Origin of the sequence: Dactylosporangium darangshiense, assembly GCF_039537565.1 — a bacterium.
Classification (GTDB): domain Bacteria; phylum Actinomycetota; class Actinomycetes; order Mycobacteriales; family Micromonosporaceae; genus Dactylosporangium; species Dactylosporangium darangshiense.
This window is the reverse complement of record NZ_BAABAT010000047.1, coordinates 76,406-93,766: the sequence shown is the minus strand read 5'-3', so window position 1 is coordinate 93,766 and position 17,361 is coordinate 76,406. Positions and strand designations below refer to the sequence as shown.

Here is a 17,361-nt window from a genome sequence, read left to right as displayed (position 1 = left end):
CTCGTCCAGATGCGGCAGGATCGCCTCAAACTTCGCGACGAGCATCTCGTGGGTCTGCAGCATGACGCCTATAACACATCAACGGACCACATTCACGGAAGCTACGGGTTATTTCCCTGCGATCCCTTAGTCTCACGGTGGAGTTGGGTCACCGTCCACAATCCATCTGGTGCTACTGAGCCACGGCGTCGGCCGCGGCCACTGCGAGAGGAACGAACGCATCGATGACCACCATCTCCGCACCCGCCGCCCAATCGCGGGCCGCTGGCCTGGTCCGGTTCGTCGCCGCCGTGGTCTCCGCACTCACGGTGGCCGCGGTCGGCGCCGCCCTCGGCGCCTGGCTGGGCTGGCGCGGCGCACCGGCGCTCCCGACCGACGCCGCGGTGCTGGCCCTGGTCCAGCCCGCCGCGCCGGACGCCCGGCTCACCGTCGTGGCCCGCCACGACGCACCCTTCGCCTACGAGCACACTCCGGGCCCGATGACCTGGCTCATCGGCGACGACGACTACAACGCCGGCGCCGTAGTGCTCACCACTGGGACACCTCTCGACACCCTCCGCGCCGGCCTCGCCGCGCAGGGCTGGCACACCAGCGACGACCCCGCCTACCAGGGCATCGCCGCCAGCAAGGGCGAATGGTCCGTCCACGCCTACCCCGCCCACGTCGACGGCTCACCCACCGATCGCCACACCGCCGAGGTGGTCGCGGTCGACTTCGGCCGCGCCGAGCCCGCCCGCGTAGGCCCGCTCACCGGTGCCGGCTATCTGCTGGGTCTGGTCGCCGGCTGGGTCCTCACCCGCCGCGCCAACCGCTACGTGCTGGCCGCCGGCCTGTTCCTGCTGCTGCCCGGCACGGTCGTCACGACCGGCGACCTGATCGCCGCCCGCACCCTCCCCGCCGACGTCACCCCGCCCGCACTGTGGGGCGACTACCTGTTCTTCGGCATCCGGGCGCTCACCACGGTCGGCCTGTTCGTCATGGCCGTCGCCCTGCTGCTCGACCTCCGCGGCGCCCGCCGCGCCCGCCCCGCGTGACCTGCTTTCAGGTCGTGATTTTCAGGTCGTGGTAGTTAGACGGTCGCGGGACGCGGCTGCTCGGGGCGCAGCGGCACGGCGTCCGCGGTGGTGCTGTAGACGAAGCGGTCCGGGCGCAGCACGGCCAGGTCGACCCGATGGCGGTCGAACCATTCGCCGAGCACGCCGTTGACGTCGACCACGTTGATCACGTCGTGGGCCGGTGCGCTCGGCGAGCCGGACGAACGGGCCAGCAGGACCCGGACGAAGGTCGCCGGGGGCCCCGCCCAGGCGGCCGCCGTCCGTGCGTCGACGCCCGGGCCGATCACCGTGAAGGCCGGGCCCAGCACGTCGTCGAGCAGGCGCGGGGTCGTCGTGCCCGGGGTCGTGACCTCCGGCTGGGGAAACATCCTGCCGATCGGGCCCTTGCGAGCGCCGCCGGACAGCATGCCCGTACGCAACGCCGGGGCCGGCTTGAACTCGAAGTGGCGCACGAAACGGCGGACCCGGGGCACGATCTGCACGGCGCGGAGCACCGCGTCGCGCGCGGCGGCGGCGTAGCGGTTGCGGACGAGGAACACCTTGCCCAAACGGACACTCGGGACCGCCATCTCCTCGGTGTGCGGGCGCCGCTCGGCCTCGTAGGTGTCGAGCAGGTCGGGGCCCGCCGTGCCGTCGAGGACCAGCGCGAGCTTCCAGGTGAGGTTCGCGGCGTCGCGCAGGCCGCTGCACAGGCCCTGGCCCAGGAACGGCGGCATCTGGTGAGCCGCGTCGCCGAGCAGGAACACGCGTCCGCTGCGCCACCGCTCGGCGAGCAGGTGGTGGAAGGTGTAGACGACGGCGCGGGTGACGGTGAAGCGCTCCGGATCGACGTACGGGGCCACCAGCCGGGCAATCGTCTCCGGCCGGCTCATCTCCTCCGGCGTCTCGCCGTCGCGAAGCATGAACTCCAGGCGATGGCTGCCGAAGGCGCCCGGCGAAACGAATGCGGGACGGCGCCAGTCGCAGACGAACCGGGTCCGCGGCTGGCGGACCCCGCCGGGCGCGACGTCGCCGGAGACCGCCAGCCAGGGCTCCTCGTACGACGCGCCGACCAGCTGGATGCCGGCGGCGGTCCTCGTCGTGCTCCGGGCGCCGTCGCAGCCCAGCACGTACCGTGCGCGCACCGTGCTGCCCTCGGCAGTTGCGACGTCGCGGAGCCCGACCGTGACGCCGTCGCCGTCCTGGGTCAGGTCGGCGAGCTCCACGCCGGTGCGTAGGGTGACGTGCGGGAACCGGTCGAAGCCCGCGCGCAGCGACGCCTCGAGGCGCGGCTGGTCGAAGAAGTGCAGGGGTGCACTGCCGAGCCCGAAGTCGATCTCGTCGAGGGCGATCGTGGCGAAGGGTCTGCCGCTGCCGTCGACGTAGTCGACGACCGGCGGCGGGTACATGTCGGCGGCCACCTCGTCGCGCAGCCCGGCCTGCTGGTACACCCGCAGCGCCTCGTCGTCGCAGGAGAACGCGCGGGGCTGCTGGTGCGGCGCGGTGCTGCGCTCGACGACCAGGGTGCGCACGCCGCGCATGCCGAGCAGGTTGGCGGTGAGCGCGCCGACCGGCCCGCAGCCCACCACGACGACTTCAGGATGCATGCCGCCTAGCGAAGACGACGGCTGTGGAGATCCTGTGGAGGCCGGTCTCCACAGCGGCTCACCAGTAACCCGGCGCCCTGCTCGGCGGCGATCGCGGCGCCGCGCCGCACGTCCTGGTCGTCGCCGCGGGCCAGGCCCCGCACGCGGCGCAGCTCGGCGGTGAGCACCCGTTCGCCGACGGCTTCGGCCGCGGTGAGTCCCTCGTCGGCCAGCGCCGCCGCGGTCGCCGGGTCGCCGGCCGTGAGGTACGCGTCGGCCATCGCGGCGATCGTGATCGTGCGCGTGGACCGCAGCCCGTGCCGGTAGATGGCCTCGCCCGCAGCCCGCATCGCGGTGAGCCGCGCCCGTTCGCCGCCGTGCACGGCCGCCCAGTCCGCCAGGAAGTCGCCGATGCCGACGAAATGCGGCATTTGCTGCCGCCCGCCGATCTCACGGCACCGCTCGGCGGCCTCGCGGCCCGCGGGGGCGTCGCGCTCCTGCAGGACCACCCAGGCCGCGAACAGCACGGCGTTGCCCCGGCCGTACGGGTCGTCGGCGTGCTCGGCGAGCTGCTGCGCGGCCGCCAGGTCGGCGTGCGCCGCCCGCCGGTCGCCGCGCAGCGAGCGCACCAGCGCCCGGAAGTTGTACGGCGACAGCGTCGGGGTGCGCCCGACCTGCCCGCGCAGCCTTCGCGGCTCGACCGTGCGCAGCAGGTCGGCGGCGATGGTGAGCTGCGCGTCGGCCTCGGCGAGACGGCCCGTGAAGTAGCCGATGACACCGAGCAGGTAGGGCCCGGCGGCGGCGATCAGCGGGTCGTCGTCCGGCGCGGCGCCGGTCAGCCGGCATGCCAGGTCGGCGGCGATGGCGTACTCGGCCCGGTTGCAGGCGACCTCGCCGAGCGTCCACAGCCCCATGCGCAGGTCGGCGCCGGGGCCGGCGAGCGGGAGCAGCCGCCGGGCGCGGGCCGCGGCCTGTTCGACCGCGTCGCTGCCCACGCCGACGGTGATCTGCAGCAGCGAGGTGCGATGCAGCTGTACCGTGAGCTCGGTCTCGGCCGCGTCAGGCGAGGTGGCGGCGTCGGGGGCGAGCCGGGCGGCGGCGCGGTCGAGGTGCACGAGGGCATCCTCGTACGCCAGCCGCCACGTGGCGTCGTCGGCGGCCCGCAGCGTCCAGCGCAGGAAGTCCTCGCCGTGGCCGAGCCCGACCGCCTGCCCGTAGTGGCGGGCCAGCTCCGCCGGGGTCAGCCCGCCCAGGCCCGGCATGCCCGCGGCGGTGCCGGCCAGGCGGGCATGCAGTACGGCCCGCCTCGGCGCGGCCAGCTCGGCGTAGGTGACCTCGGCGAACAATGGGTGCCGGAACCGCACCGAGCCCGGACCGGCCCCGGCGATCAGGTGCGCGGCGGCCGGGGCGGCCAGCAGCTCGGCCGCATCGGTGCCGGTCGCCGAGTTCAGCAGCCGCAGGTCGAGCTCGCGGCCGGCGACGCCGAGCAGGTCGAGACACTCGCGGGTGGCCGGGTCGGGTGCCTGCAGCCGCAGCAGGACCGCGTCGCGCACGGTCGGGGGCAACGCGTCCCGGTTCCCGGACGGGCCGGCGGACGCGAGCAGCTCGGTGATGAAGAACGGATTGCCGCCCGTACGGTGCACCAGCCGCTCGACGAGCCCGGCGGAGGGTGCCGCGCCGGTCCGGTCGTGCACCATATCGGCCACCGCGGCCCTGCCGAGGCCCTCGAGCCGCAGCTGCCCGCCGCCGGCGGCGCGGGCCAGGTCGGCGAGCGTGGCGACGAGCCCGGCGTCGTGGTCGTACGGCCGCGACGTGACGACGACCAGCGCCCGGCTGCGGTGGACGGTGGTGGCCAGGTACCGCAGCAGCAGCCGCGAGTCGGGGTCCGCGGCGTGCAGGTCGTCGAGGACGACGACCAGGCCGGACGGCTCGGCGACCGCGTGGACGAGTCCGGCAACGGCCTCATAGGCCCGGAACCGGGCCGCCGGGTCCGGCCCGTCGGCGCCGTTCGCCGCTTCGGCGGTGAAGCCGGAAAGTGCCGTGCTCGCGCCGGGCTCGTCGGATCCCGGCAGTACCGCGAGACCGCGGAGGACCTGCGTCCACAGCCAGAACGGTGGCGCCTCGCCGAGGTCCGGGCAGCGGCCCCACACGACCGGGATCGCGGCCGCGGCGGCTTGGTCCGCGACCGCGGCGGCCAGGCTGGTCTTGCCGATGCCGGGCTCGCCGACGATGGTGGTGATACGTCCGCCGTCGCGCCCCGCCGCTGCCAGCAGCTGCGCCAGGCGGGCCAGCTCGGCATCCCGGCCGACGAGCGACCTCCGGCGTTCCCCGCCCGCCAGGCCCGCCGGGGTGGGTGCGGCGGCGTGCGGAACCGTGTGGGTGAGAATCCGGCGGTGCAGTTCGCGCAGCCGCGGGCCGGGCTCCACGCCGAACTCGTCGGCCAGCAGCAGACGGCCCGCATCGAACACTTCGAGCGCCTCGGTCTGCCGGCCGGCGCGGTACAGGGCGAGCATCAACTGCTCGCGTCCCGCCTCCCGCGCCGGATGCCCGTCGACGAAGCGCCGCAGGTCCGGCAGCACCGCACCGTGGCGCCCGGCGGCCACGGCGGCTGCGAGCCGGCCCTCCTCCGCGGTCAGCCGGGCCTCGGTGAGGCGGGCGACGTCGGGACGTACCGCGGCGAGGTCGGCGACCGCCGGGTCACCACGCCACAGGCCCAGGGCTTCGGTACACCACCGTTCGGCCGCGACGGGATCGCCGTCGGCAAGCGCCCGAGCGCCCTCGTCGGCGAGGGCGGTGAACCGCACGGCATCGATCGCCTCGGGCGTTACACACAGCTCGTAGCCGCCGGTGTGGGAGCGCACGATCCGGCCCCGCGAGCGCGGCCCACGACCGGGTTCGAGGGCGCGACGCAAGCCCGCGACATAGGTCCGCAGCGTCACGAGCGCGCTCGAGGGCGGCGAGCCGTCCCAGAGCGCGTCGGCCAGCCAGTCGGCCGTGAGCAGCCGGTTTGGCCGCAGGAGCAGCAGGGACAGCAACGCCTGCTGCTTGGGGCTCCCAACCGCGACCGGTTCGCCGTCGCGGTACACCAGCAACGGCCCCAGAATCCCGAACCGCACGGCGTTTCCCTCGTCGCTCCCGGCACAGACCCGCCGATCCTACCTGGTCTATCTCGCTTCAGCGCTTGACCGGGGCAGGCGGGTGATACGGGTCGGGGTGCAAGGTCGGAATGGCGGCCGACAATGATGTCCCGCCGCCCGCAGGACTCGTGATGGTCATGTGCCCACCGAGCGCCACCATGCGGTCGATCAGGCCTGTGAGTCCGGATCCCTTGTCAGGGTCCGCTCCCCCGACTCCGTTGTCACGGATCGAGAGCTGGAGCGTCTCTCCTTGCAGCCTTGCGACGATCTGCACGAGCGACGCGTGTGCGTGCTTTGCCGCGTTCGTCAGCGATTCCGACACGACGTAGTAGGCGGCCACCTCGACGCTCGAAGACAATCGTTGATCGAGATGGACGTCCAGCTCCACCGGGACTGCAGAACGGCGAGCGAGCGATTTGAGTGCCGGCTCCAGTCCACCTGTGGTCAGAATCGTGGGGTGAATGCCTCGCGACATTTCTCGCAGATTCTCCAGTGCGCTCTGGAGGTCTGCCGCGACATCCGACAGCTGTGCCTTGACTTGCTCGAGCGTCGTGCAACCCGCGGCCGCGTGCAACTCAAGCCCGATTGAGATGAGCTGTTGCTGGGCGCCATCGTGCAGATCGCGTTCAATGCGCCGACGTGCCTCATCGGCGGCGGCGACGATGCGGGCACGGGACGCGATGAGTTCGGCGCGGTTGTCGGCGTTCGCGATGGCGGTGGCGGCAAGGTCCGTGAAGTCCTTGATGCGTTCCTCCGCGTCGGGCGGTAAGGGCTCGATCCGCCTTGGCGAGACGACGACAGCGCCCCACAGCCGGTCCTCGACGACGATCGGCAAGCCAATCTTGGCACGAATGTCCGGTTCACCTTTGCGGGCGCCGGGGCTGGCGGCGTCCTCGTCGTTGTCTATCCACGTGGCGCGACCGGTTCGGCGCACCAGTCCGGCGATGTTGCCGTTGCCGGCCGGCCAGGGGCGGTGCCCCAACGACGTCAGTGTGGGCTGATTGGACGAGACGATGGTGACCGTGGCGTCGGGCTCGTAGCGCAACAGCGTCGTGTAACCCGCGCCCAGGACTTGGCTGACCTCCGCCGTAACCGTGGCGAAGACCTCGGCCGGACTGGCGCCACGCGCGACGAGCGTCGCCACCCGCCGCAACGCGGCCTGCTGATTGGCGAGGAGCCGCAGTTCGTCGCGCCTCAGAGAGTCAAGTATCGCCGCACGCTCGCGGCCAGCGCGTAGTAGCGACTCGAGCGACGGGACGACCCTCTCCTGCAGACGACGCAGCGACGCCTCAGGCAGATTGGCAGGGACCTGCAGGGTCCCGAGCGAGGTCGCGCCGTCGCGGAGCGGAAATACCGAATGCTGTCCGATGCCGGGAATGGCCTCGAGCTTGATCGCCACACCCGGCACGTCGAGCGCGTGCGCGATCCGTCGTGCGGCCGCGGGCAGCGCGGCGGCAACGTCGTCCGTGCTGAGCAGCAGAGCGGCCATGTCAGCCGTGAGGTCGGATTCCTGGGCCTGTTCAGCCCGCAATCGGGACAGGTCCGCCAAGGCGCCGGTCACCGTCGCAACTCCGGCGAAGACGGCGAGCATGACCCAGTCGCGGGTATCGGCGACCGCGAGCCCCAGAATGGGTGGGACGTGGAAGAAATCGTATGCCAGGACGCTCGCCAGTGATGTGGCGAATCCCAGCGTCAGTCCCCACACCATCGATACCATGACGACGCCGAGCAGATAGACCATGGCCAGGGACGGCGCTCTCGTAATCGTCTTCAGTGGATAGATCAAGAGCGTCTCCGCGGCGACCAGGACAATAGCCACCGCGATCCCAACTCCAATCGGTGGGGGCGTCGGACGCACCATTCGCAACAGGAACCCCGAACGCATAGTTCGAGCTTATCCAGGTTGCCCTGGATCGTTCGTATGGTCACCTTTTCGTTGCTGTGACGGTGGCCGCGCGCCATCGGTCCACCGGTCGCGCTGCGGTCAGTCGTGGACAACATTGGCTGTACGACCGGCGCCGCCCTCAGGAATGCCGCTGCGAAGATGAGCGCGTCACGCAGAATTCGTTTCCGGCTGGGTCATGCAGCACGACCCAGCCGGCCCCGTCGGGCGTGCGGTGATCGGCGAACATGGTCGCACCCAGCGCGAGAAGGCGGTCGACCTCCGTGTCGCGGTCCCGGTCCCGGGGCTGCAGGCAAACATGCACCCGGTTCTTGACAACCTTGCCCTCCGGCACGGCCTGGAAGAACAGCCGAGGACCATCCAGTGGTTCGATGACGACCTCCGCGTCGCCGGGGACACACTCCGGATGTACGGGGTGGCCGATCACACCGCTCCAGAACCCTGCCAAGGCATAGGGATCAGAGCAGTCGAAGGAAACGTTCCGGATAAACGACACCATGATCTCTACCGGTGCTGTGGCGGAAGCGACACCGAGGCCCGACGTGTTGCCGACAGAGTGTTGATAACATGGCGACATGATGTCGATAAGTTATGTGGGTGGCCGCTGATGTTCCTGGTGTGGAGGGAGCTACGGTTCGCCCGGGTGCGGTTTGCTCTGGTGGCCGCGGTGATAGCGCTGATCGCGGTGCTGATGGTGATGTTGTCGGGGTTGTCGGTCGGTCTGGTCCGTGACGGTGTGTCGGGTCTGCAGAACCTGCCGGTGACCTCGTTCGCGTTCGCGCATGGTGTGCAGACCGACTCGGCGTTCTCGCGCAGTGTCGTGGACATGTCGGCGGTGGACGCATGGCAGAAGCGGCCGGGAGTCGCTGACGCTGCTCCGTTCGGCAACATGCTGGTCAACACCCGCACGGACAAGGGTGCTGAGATCGATCTGGCGCTGTTCGGGGTGCAGCCTGGCTCGTTCGTGTCTCCGGCGGTCAGTGCCGGGGAGAGGCTCGGCGTCTCGGATGGGATCGTGGTGAGCCCGACCGCGCTGGATGCGGGTCTGCACATCGGCGATGTGGTCACGGTGGCGAGGCTGGGCACCAAGATGCGGGTGGTGGGTGTCACCCGCCAGCAGGACACGTTCGGGCATGTGGATGTCGCCTACGTCCCGCTGGCGCTGTGGCAGGCGATCAAGTCCGGTACGGCTCCGGGTACGCAGTTGCCGTCGCACGCCGCGCAGGAGATCACCGCTGTCGCGGTGCGGGCCGAGTCCGGTAAGTCGGTGGACCTGGCCGCCGGTGACGCGGCGGTGGGCACTGAGAGCCTCACCCTGTCGCAGTCCTACGGCGCCTCGCCCGGCTACACGGCCGAGACGACGACCCTGCAACTGATCCAAGGCTTCCTGTACGCGATTTCGGCGCTCGTGGCGGGCGCGTTCTTCGCCGTGTGGGCGATCCAGCGCAAGCAGGAAGTGGCTGTCTTGCGTGCGCTGGGGGCTTCGACTCGCTGGGTGCTGCGCGACGCGCTGATGCAGGCGTTCGTCCTTTTGACCGGGGCGGTGATCGTGGGAGTGGGCATCGGGCTCGGCTTCGGCGCCTGGGTCGCAGGCAGCAGTGCTCCGTTCGCTCTGAATCCGCCGAGCATTGGTGCTGCCGCGGTCGGCCTGGTCGTGCTCGGCCTGGTCGGTGCGGGCGCCGCCGTCATCCGCCTGACGTCCATCGACCCCGCGACCGCTCTGGGAGGAAACCGATGAACAGCCGCACCATTGCCCCAACTGCTGCGTCCGCCGACCGCAGCGAGGCCCGGCAACCGGGGCTGGAGCTGCGGGCGGTATTTCTGCGGCATGGCAATGCCGCAGAGACCGTGCAGGCCCTCGATGATGTCCATCTGACCGTGCGGCCGGGCGAGCTGGCCGCGATCGTCGGACCGTCCGGCGCGGGCAAGTCCAGCCTGCTCGCGGTCGCCGGTGGTCTGGCCCGCCCCGACCAGGGCAGCGTCACCGTGGCCGGGCATGACATGACGGTCGCCAGCCGCCGGGTACGTACCGATCTGCGGCGGCGGCATGTGGGGTTCGTGTTCCAGTCGGGTAACCTGCTGCCCGCGTTGACCGCCGTCGACCAGCTGCGCCTGGTGCAGCGCCTCGGACCACGCGCCGAGCGCACCACCCGCGACCCCTATGAACTGTTGGCCGAGGTCGGGATGGCCGACAAGGCCGACCGGCGCCCGGACCAGCTGTCCGGCGGCGAGCGGCAACGCGTCGGGATCGCCCGGGCGCTGGTGACCGAGCCCGATGTCCTGCTGGTCGACGAGCCGACCGCCGCGTTGGACCGGGCTCGCAGCCACGACATCGTGCAGTTGCTGGCCCGCGAAGCCGCCCGCCGCTCGGTGGCGGTGGTCATGGTCACCCACGACCATGACGTGCTGCAATACTGTGACACGGTCTACGAGATGGTCGACGGCAGGCTCACCGCCGCCAAGTGAACACGACAGCGGGGCGCGGGCACGAACCAGCCGCCACGCGTCGCCGGGAAGACGGGAGCCGCAGTGCCGAAGATCCAAGCCTCGACCGTCGCCGAGCACCGGGCCACGCAGCGCGCCGCACTGCTGGACGCCGCCCGCGCCCTGCTGTCACAAAACCCCGACCAGATCCCCAGCCTCGCCGACGTCGCCCAGCACGCCGGGCTCGCCCGCTCCAGCGCCTACTCGTACTTCAAGTCCCGCACCGACATGTTCGACGCCCTCGTCACCGACACGTTTCCCCGCTGGGCGGCGCACGTCGGTAAACACGTGGACGCCGCCCCAACCCCCGGGCAGAAGATCCTCACCTACGTCGAGGCCAACCTGCAGCTCGTCGCGCGCGGCGACCACGCACTGGTGCGGGCGCTGTCGGGCATCGGCAGCAGCGAAGCCCTCGCCACCTCCAGCAAGCTGCTGCACGACAGCCTTCGAGTCCCGCTGCAAGCCGCACTCGCCGAACACGGAACAGCTCACCCCGAACGCATGGCTGAACTGATCCAGTCGATCGTCTACACGCTCAGCCGCATGATCGAAAACGGTCTGTCACTGCGCGCCGCCACCAGCCTCGCCCGTGAACTGCTCGCCCCCTACGTGGATAAGATCACCAACTGACCCACGCTTTACCGACATGATGTCGGTAAGATGACTCGGTGAGCACCCCTCAAGCCGACCCGAATCGGCACACCACCCTCGGCATTAGCAAGCCGAGCCAGTCGCCGTCCACCGAGACACGCGCGCCAGCGCCCCAAGAACACATCGACAAGCGTGGCTGGCTCGCGCTGATCTGCATCGCCCTCGGCGTATCAATCGTGATCATGGACGCCACCATCGTCAACGTCGCGCTTCCCGTCGTCATCGAAGACCTCGGACTCAGCGCCGCCGACGCGCAATGGACTAACGCCGCCTACTCCCTCGTCTTCGCAGCCCTGCTGCTGACCCTCGGCCGCCTCGGCGACGTACGCGGCCGACGACGGCTGTTCATCTGCGGAATGATCCTGTTCATGGCCGCCTCGGCAGTCGCCGGAGCCAGCACCACCGCACCCATGCTCATCGGATCCCGCCTCGCCCAGGGCGTCGGCGCCGCCATGATCGTACCCAGCACCCTGTCCACCCTCAACGCCATGTTCTCCGGCCGCGCCCGCACCATCGCTTTCGCCGTCTGGGGATCGGCCATCGGCGGCATGGCCGCCATCGGCCCCTTCGTCGGCGGCTGGCTGGCCACCGACACCTCCTGGCGATGGGCGTTCTGGCTCAACATCCCGATCGGACTCCTCGTCCTCACCGGCATCATCCGCGCCGTCCCGGAAACCCGGGACACCACGACTACACCGGGCAGCGACCCTGTCGGTGTCGTCCTGTCGGCCCTCGGCATGGGCGCCATCGTCTTCGCCCTCATCGAAGGACAATGGTTCGGCTGGTGGCGGCAGGAGAACGGCTCTACCTCACCAGTACCTCTCGCACTGACCGCCGGCATCGTGCTCATCGTGGCGTTCATCGCCTACGAACGCCGCCGCGCAGCTAGCGGCCGTCCCGCACTGATCGACCTACGCCTGTTCACACTGCCGAGCTTCCGCTCCGGTGTCATCGCCGCGATGATCGTGGCTCTCGGCGAGTTCGGCCTGCTGTTCACCCTGCCACTACTCCTGCAAGGCAGCCTCGGCTACACCGCACTGGGAACCGGCACCGTCATCGTCGCACTCGCCCTGGGCACCTTCCTCATATCCGGCATGCTGCCGCAACTATCGAAGCGCATGTCGCGTCGAGCCATCGTCCAGGCCGGACTTGCGCTGGAAGCCTTGGCCGTCGCCGCCCTCGCACTGACCGTGTCCACGACGATCTCCAGCTGGCTGATCTGCGTCCTGCTGTTCGTCTACGGCCTCGGCGTCGGCATGGCCACAGCCCAACTGACCGCCCTCCTACTGTCGGACGTCCCATCACAGCAAAGCGGCCAAGCCTCCGGCGTCCAAAGCGCCATCCGGCAACTGGGCTCCGCCCTCGGCGTCGCCGCTCTCGGCGGACTACTCATCAACCAGCTGACCAACGCCACCCGCCACAACCTGGCAGCCCTACACCTACCCGCCGACACGACCAACGCCATCACCACCGCCGTCAGCCAAAGCGCCGGGACCGCCATCGCAGGACTTCAAGCCGCGCCCCACGGCCACGACATCGCCCAAGCCGCAACCAACGCCATGATCACCGCCAGCCAGACCACCCTCTGGATCGCAGCCGCCACCCTCTCCGCTGGACTACTCCTCACACTCACCCTTCCCAAAACACCCACACCGTAGACCAGGGCAGCAGGGCTCGATCCGTGCTTGTTGCGAGCGGCGGGCGGCCGATAGAGTCTTTGGTCATCGATGAGCGAACGTACGTGAATCCGAGCCGGCGGATCTTGCTCTGCCTTGGCTTCCTCCTGCTCGCCGCGTTTCTCGGCGGCGGCGCGGCCTTCGCCGCCGGCGGCGCGCGGGTGGTCTTCGCGGTGCTGGCCGCCCTCGTCGCCGCACTGGGCTTGCGGACACTGTTCCTGCGGCTCGTCGCCACCCGCAGCGGCCTGCGGGTGCACGGCCTGCTGGGCAACCGCACCTACGCCTGGAGCGAGCTGCAACGCATCGAGCTCGGCAGGGACCCGGTGAACTCGATGAACCCGCTGCAGGCCTTCCATCGACAGTGGATTCCCGTCGCCCATCTGACCAGCGGACGCACGCTCACACTGTCCCAGATCACGTCCTACACCATCCGGCAGAGCGCCCGCGACACCACACTTGCGGCGCGCGTCGCCGCGGAGTTGGAGCTGGCCCGCGCGGCGGCGCGCTAGGCGCGGTGGTGATGGGTGGTGATGTTGTGAAGGTGTCGGGCTGACTCTCGCGCGGTCGACAAGGCGCTTTGGACGGGCTGACCGTCGTGGACGGACCCTTTGAAATCCGGATAGAGGCGGCCGGCCCGGCGAGGCAATGGCCGGCACCGGGCGGCGTCCACGTGCGCCCGGCCGGCCTCCACGAGTTGGCGCCGCTGCCGTTGGCCTCGTCCCGCGAATCCGACTAGGGAGGTGTACTCACAGCTCGTAGTCGAACCAGACGCGGTGGGTGCCGTCCGCGTCGACCGTCATACCTCCCCCGCCGGTGATGCCCGCGAGTTCGCCGGTGCCGCTGAAGGGCACGATCGCGAAGTACTCGCCGGTGCGGTCCGCGCCCGACGTCGACGCCGAGTGCACGAAGTTGAACGTGCCGGTCCGGCCCTCGACGGTGCCCTCGAAGGACTCCATCGCCAAGTATGTCCCGGCGCCGGAGGCCGGGTCGTAGGCGGCCGTGAACAGGGTCGCCGAGCGGCCGGCGATCTCGCCGTCGTACGACTTCTCCATCCGCGAGATGCCCACGGGCAGCGCCGTGGTGATCGCCGGGTCGGGCACGACGTCGGTTGGCATGAAGGTCTTCACACTGAACGTCCCGTTAGCGCGCATGCGCCGCAGCCTACGCAAAAACGGCGTGGCGGGCGGGGGCGTTCCGGTCGTACCATCGATCCGGCCGGGGCGGCTCCCAGGTGCGCTTCCTTCTCAAACCTCTTTGACCGGAACCAGCGTTCCGACTCTCCGCCCCGGCTTTTGCCTGCCCGCCCGGAGGATGCCTTTCTATGGACGCGCTCGCCACCGTGCTGCTGCGCCGCGCCGGCCTGGTCGCACCGCCCGCACCCGAGGTCCCGGCCCCCGCCGACGGCGACGCCTGGGTCGGCGCGTTCGAGGCCGACCTCGCCGCCCGGGGCTGGCTGCTCGCCCCGGCGCTGCGGCGGCGGCTCGCGGGCCTCGACGCGGGCGCGCGGCTGCGCTGGGCCGACTGGATGTGTGCCGTCGCCGACGAGACAGTCGGCGCCGACCGCGACCATGTGCCGCTGTTCCGCGACTTCCCCGACACGCCGGCCGACCCGGAGCGGCTGTTCGTCGAGCGGCTGATCGTCCATCTGCTGCAGGACGACGCGGCGCCGTGCATTCTTTGTGGTACCGACGGAAGCGTCCACCCACTGGACCCCTGCGGCCACATCGTGTGCGCCGCGTGCTTCGACCCGCAGCGGTACTCGGCGTGCCCGATCTGCGGCCGCCGCCTCGCCTCTGGCGACGCCTACCTGCCCGTCGTCGCGCTCGAGCGCAAGCCCGCCGACGGCACGCCCCTGCGGCTGCGCCGGATGGCGCTGACCGAGGATCCGGCCGCGGACGCCGCCCGCCTGCGCGACGACCTCGTCGCCCGCCCGGCCGCGCTCGCCACGGCGGACCTCGCCGACCTGCGCACCCTCGTGGCCGCCACGGCGCCCGACCGGCTCGACTGGCTGCCGGCGACGGTGCCGGCCCGCGAGACCCTCGCCTGCGTGCTCGCGTGGGCGCTGCACGCCGGCGCGCTCCTCCCGTCCTACGCCGACGTCCTCGCCGCCGCCGTGGCCCGCTGGGGCACCGTGACCGACGTGGCCCGCACGCTGTGGGCGTACTCCGGCGGCGACCCCGGCCTGATCCTCCCCCGCCGCCCGCAGCCGGGCGGCCCGAACGAGGCCTGGCGCCCGGTTCACGAGCCGCGCGTCACCGTCGCACCACCGCGCGTGCGTGCACTGCCCCGCCCGCTGCGCCGCGCCGTGCTCGCCTTCGTCGACGGCCTCGACTGCGCCACCGCCGCCGAGGACGTCGCGCGGCACCCGACGGTGTGGAAGCGCCTGGCGGAGCGCCTCCACCCGTACGAGACGGTGACCGCACACCCCGGCGCCGCCGTGGTCTTCGCGGCGCTGCGCGGCACCCGCACGCCGGCCGGCAGCGCCCTCGGCCGGGCCATGGCCGCCGCCAGCGCCGCCCGCCCGGGCCGCATCGTGCTCGACGCCCACGCCGGCGGCACCGTGTCGGTCCGGGTCCGCACGTTCGCGGCGCTCGTCGAGGACGCCGTCGAGCGCGGCGACGCCGCTGCCGCCGCCGGCCTGCTCGGCCAGCGCCCCGGCGACCTGTGGCGGCGCGTCGACCACCTGCTGCGCCTGGCCGGCGACGACGACACGCGCCGGGTCGTGCTCGAAGCCGCCGCCCGGACCGCGCCGCGGGTCGCACCGGGCGTGCTGGCCTCGGCGGCGGCCGAGCTCACCGGCCGCGACGCCACCGTGGCCGTCGACGAAGAGGTAGCCGCTGTCGTGGTACGGGCCGCCGGATCGGTCGCCGCCATCGCGGCGTCGGCGCGGGAGGTCGGCGCGGTCGGCGACGCGGTACGCCGCGCCCTCGGCCTGCGCCGCCCGCCCGTCGTGGCCACGCCCGGCGCACCGCGCCGGCTGCGCGGCCCCGCACCCGGCACCCCGCGGCGCACGTTCTTCCCGAAGGGCGACATCGTGCGCACCTGGACGGAGCCCGAGCGCCGCGGCGCCCTGCCCGCCGGCGCGATCGACGCCATCCGCTCCACAGTGGACGATGAGCTGGCCGCCCGCGCGGCCCGCCTCGAGCGCTTCGACGTCGCCGTGCTCGACGCCGCCCTGGCCGGCGTGCCCGCACCGACCCGCGAGCGGGCCGGCACCGGCCAGCTGGCGGGCTGGCCGCGCGGCAGCCTCCGCGCGCTCGGCGACGCACCGACCCTGCGCCTGTTCCTGCACTGGGTCGACACCGAGCAGGCGCGCGTCGACCTGGACCTGTCGTGCGCGTTCTACGACGAGGCGTGGGCGCCGATGGGGCACTGCGACTACACGCGGCTACGGTTCGCGAAGGACGCCGCGATCCACTCCGGCGACCTGACGTCGGCCCCGCCGCCGCTCGGCGCGACCGAGTACCTCGACCTGGACCGCGCCCGCCTGCGCGCGGCGGGCGTGACGTGGGCCGTGCCGGTCGTGCTGAGCTACAACGACGTGCCGTTCGAGGCCCTGACCGCGGCGTTCGCGGGCTTCTCCCTGCCGCAGCACGGCAGGTCCGGCGCCTTCGACCCGGCCCGGGTCCTGCAGCGCTTCGCCCTGCGCGGCGACGCGAAGTCCCTGGCGCCGCTGGTCTGCAACGTCCACACCGGCGACGTCATGTGGATCGAGGCGAGCCTCACCACGCGCGGCTACGGGCACAACGTCGGCCAGACCGGCCCGCGCCTGGGCCGGGTCGCCGCCGACCTGTGGGAGCACTTCGCCGCCGGCAACCGGGCAACGCTCCTCGACGTCGCGGCATGGCACGCCGCCGCGCGCTCCGACCGGGTGCTCGTCGCGCACGCCGACGGCACGTTCACGCCGGCATCTTCGGTCGCCGCCGTGCGGGCCGCTGCCGCGCGGCCGAGCGGCACCGAGACCACGGCGGTCGCCGACGGTCGGCCGGCGCCGCGCGCGTTCGCGGCGGTCGGCGACGCCGACCGGCTCGCGGCGACGATGGGCGGCGAGGTCGGCGCGGGTTCGCTCGCGCTGCTCGTCGACGGCGAGCCGGGCGAGCCATGGACCCAGGTCGCGGCCGCCGACCTGATGGCGGGCCTGGTACCGCTGCCGATCGCGGTGTGACGGAGCCGACGGCGAACGGGGTCGCCCCCCCGGCGGCCACCCTCGTTACGGTGCAAGGGAGATTCCGCGACGGACGGGGGTTCGAGGGATGGCGATCGAGACGTTGAGCGGTGACGCCTCACTGATCCTGCCCGAGTTCGACGACCCGCCCGCCGACCCGATCGGCCTGCTGCGCGGCTGGCTCGATGCGGCGATCGCCGGCGGGGTCCGCGAGCCGTACTCGATCGTGCTCGCCACCGCCGACGCGGCCGGTGTGCCGTCCAGCCGGATCGTGATGCTGAAGGGTCTCGAGCCGCACGGCCTCGTGTTCACCTCGCACACCGGCAGCCGCAAGGGCGCGGACCTGGCCGCGCGGCCTTTTGCCGCGGCGACGTTCTACTGGCGTGAGACGCTCCAGCAGGTCAACGTCGCGGGGCCCGTCCGGCAGCTGTCCCCGGCGGAGTCCGACGCGCTGTTCGCCGAACGACCTGTCGCCGCGCAGGCCACGACCGCCGCGTCCCGGCAGAGCGCGCCCCTGCACGACGAGGCGGCGCTGCGGCGACGGGCCGCGGATCTGCTCGCCGCCGGCGGGACGATCGCCCGGCCGGACGGCTGGGCGGGGTATCGCATCGAACCCGCCGCCATCGAGTTCTGGCACGGCAGCGTCGATCGGCTGCACCGCCGCCTGCGCTACGACCGGCACCCCACCGGCTGGACCCCGCAGCGCCTGCAACCCTGACCGCCCG

General features: G+C 71.9%; 13 protein-coding genes. 8 read left to right on the top strand and 5 right to left on the bottom strand.

What is annotated here, in order from left to right:
• Window positions 1–224: 224 nt before the first annotated feature.
• Window positions 225–1,034 carry a hypothetical protein gene (locus ABD901_RS47735; RefSeq protein ID WP_345138833.1) on the top strand — a complete coding sequence of 270 codons (810 nt, stop codon included), beginning with the start codon at window positions 225–227 and terminating at the stop codon, window positions 1,032–1,034.
• Between the two features lie 35 nt (window positions 1,035–1,069).
• On the opposite strand, the gene ABD901_RS47730 is transcribed toward ABD901_RS47735, so the two are convergent.
• The 4 genes from ABD901_RS47730 to ABD901_RS47715 form a co-directional block, all read right to left on the bottom strand.
• A complete protein-coding gene (locus tag ABD901_RS47730) occupies window positions 1,070–2,641 on the bottom strand; it encodes a bifunctional 3-(3-hydroxy-phenyl)propionate/3-hydroxycinnamic acid hydroxylase (protein ID WP_345138830.1) in 1,572 nt (523 codons plus the stop codon).
• A 5-nt stretch (window positions 2,642–2,646) separates the two neighbouring features.
• Window positions 2,647–5,736, bottom strand: a complete 3,090-nt coding sequence (locus ABD901_RS47725) for an ATP-binding protein (protein ID WP_345138827.1) — start codon at window positions 5,734–5,736, stop codon at window positions 2,647–2,649.
• A 58-nt stretch (window positions 5,737–5,794) separates the two neighbouring features.
• On the bottom strand, window positions 5,795–7,576 hold the full coding sequence (locus tag ABD901_RS47720) for a sensor histidine kinase (RefSeq protein WP_345138824.1): 1,782 nt from the start codon (window positions 7,574–7,576) through the stop codon (window positions 5,795–5,797).
• Between the two features lie 205 nt (window positions 7,577–7,781).
• Window positions 7,782–8,159 carry a VOC family protein gene (locus ABD901_RS47715; protein WP_345138821.1) on the bottom strand — a complete coding sequence of 126 codons (378 nt, stop codon included), beginning with the start codon at window positions 8,157–8,159 and terminating at the stop codon, window positions 7,782–7,784.
• Window positions 8,160–8,267: 108 nt separating this feature from the next.
• On the opposite strand from ABD901_RS47715, the gene ABD901_RS47710 reads away from it, so the two are divergent.
• The 5 genes from ABD901_RS47710 to ABD901_RS47690 all read left to right on the top strand — a co-directional run bounded on the left by ABD901_RS47710 (window position 8,268) and on the right by ABD901_RS47690 (window position 12,980).
• The gene (locus ABD901_RS47710) at window positions 8,268–9,398 is read left to right on the top strand and encodes an ABC transporter permease (RefSeq protein ID WP_345138816.1); all 1,131 of its coding nucleotides are present in this window, start codon (window positions 8,268–8,270) and stop codon (window positions 9,396–9,398) included.
• Window positions 9,395–10,126: an ABC transporter ATP-binding protein gene (locus ABD901_RS47705; protein ID WP_345138811.1), complete on the top strand. Its 732-nt coding sequence runs from the start codon at window positions 9,395–9,397 to the stop codon at window positions 10,124–10,126. Before ABD901_RS47710 ends, ABD901_RS47705 begins: the two co-directional genes overlap by 4 nt.
• Window positions 10,127–10,189: 63 nt before the next feature.
• On the top strand, window positions 10,190–10,774 hold the full coding sequence (locus ABD901_RS47700) for a TetR/AcrR family transcriptional regulator (RefSeq protein ID WP_345138808.1): 585 nt from the start codon (window positions 10,190–10,192) through the stop codon (window positions 10,772–10,774).
• 38 nt (window positions 10,775–10,812) lie between these two features.
• Window positions 10,813–12,453, top strand: a complete 1,641-nt coding sequence (locus tag ABD901_RS47695) for an MFS transporter (protein WP_345138805.1) — start codon at window positions 10,813–10,815, stop codon at window positions 12,451–12,453.
• A gap of 83 nt (window positions 12,454–12,536) precedes the next feature.
• Window positions 12,537–12,980 carry a PH domain-containing protein gene (locus ABD901_RS47690; protein ID WP_345138802.1) on the top strand — a complete coding sequence of 148 codons (444 nt, stop codon included), beginning with the start codon at window positions 12,537–12,539 and terminating at the stop codon, window positions 12,978–12,980.
• 237 nt (window positions 12,981–13,217) lie between these two features.
• On the opposite strand, the gene ABD901_RS47685 is transcribed toward ABD901_RS47690, so the two are convergent.
• Window positions 13,218–13,622 carry a DUF3224 domain-containing protein gene (locus tag ABD901_RS47685; RefSeq protein ID WP_345138799.1) on the bottom strand — a complete coding sequence of 135 codons (405 nt, stop codon included), beginning with the start codon at window positions 13,620–13,622 and terminating at the stop codon, window positions 13,218–13,220.
• Between the two features lie 170 nt (window positions 13,623–13,792).
• On the opposite strand from ABD901_RS47685, the gene ABD901_RS47680 reads away from it, so the two are divergent.
• Both ABD901_RS47680 and phzG read left to right on the top strand, forming a co-directional pair.
• Entirely contained in the window at window positions 13,793–16,636 is a 2,844-nt protein-coding gene (locus tag ABD901_RS47680) for an MXAN_6230/SCO0854 family RING domain-containing protein (protein WP_345138797.1), read from the top strand.
• An 88-nt stretch (window positions 16,637–16,724) separates the two neighbouring features.
• Window positions 16,725–17,354: a phenazine biosynthesis FMN-dependent oxidase PhzG gene (phzG, locus tag ABD901_RS47675; protein ID WP_345138793.1), complete on the top strand. Its 630-nt coding sequence runs from the start codon at window positions 16,725–16,727 to the stop codon at window positions 17,352–17,354.
• Window positions 17,355–17,361 lie beyond the last annotated feature (7 nt).